At 42.7% G+C, this 606-nt stretch carries 1 protein-coding gene; it reads right to left on the bottom strand.

All coding sequences use genetic code 11. The features are described from left to right. Positions 1 to 136: 136 nt before the first annotated feature. Positions 137 to 517: a glycine cleavage system protein GcvH gene (gene gcvH / locus V7D75_RS08495; protein WP_333614216.1), complete on the bottom strand. Its 381-nt coding sequence runs from the start codon at positions 515 to 517 to the stop codon at positions 137 to 139. Positions 518 to 606 lie beyond the last annotated feature (89 nt).

Genomic DNA, 606 nt, shown 5'->3' with positions numbered 1-606 from the left:
AATGCTAAATTGAGCCCTAAGCAGGTTAGGAAAAAAGCGCACAGATACCAGCTGACGCCAATATCTGTCATAACAAGTTGATTTTTAAATACTAAAATAACGATAGCTTAATTAATTAGCGCCTATTAGCTTACTATTACAGCTCGTTTTCGTACTCATCAGCACTTAGTAAAGCTTCGTAGTCAGCGATATTGTCAGGCTTCATTCTAAAGAACCAACCTTCACCGTATGGGTCAGAGTTGATGATTTCTGGATCATCTTCTAATGCTTCGTTGATAGCAACTACTTCGCCTGAGAGAGGCGCGTAAACGTCAGAGGCCGCTTTTACAGACTCAACCACAGAGATTTCGTCGTCAACCGCGATGATATCGCCAACGTCTGGTAATTCAACAAACACCACGTCACCGAGTAAGTCTTGAGCATGGTCAGTGATACCAACCGTAATCGTACCGTCGTCTTCTAGGCGCAGCCACTCGTGGCTGGCGATGTATTTTAGTTCTGCTGGGATATTGCTCATGGTCTCTCTCCTAAATGATAGAGAATGGTTAATAAAAACAAGGGACGCTCATAATAAAAGGTATCAGGGATATCAGTCAAATTGCTGCT

The organism is Psychrobacter sp., from assembly GCF_036731945.1.
Lineage (GTDB): Bacteria > Pseudomonadota > Gammaproteobacteria > Pseudomonadales > Moraxellaceae > Psychrobacter.
This window is presented reverse-complemented; position numbering and strand designations above follow the sequence as displayed.

Bases quoted from the DNA above. Each gene is read 5' to 3' on its own strand.
- gcvH (WP_333614216.1), bottom strand. From the start codon at position 517: ATGAGCAATATCCCAGCAGAACTAAAATACATCGCCAGCCACGAGTGG.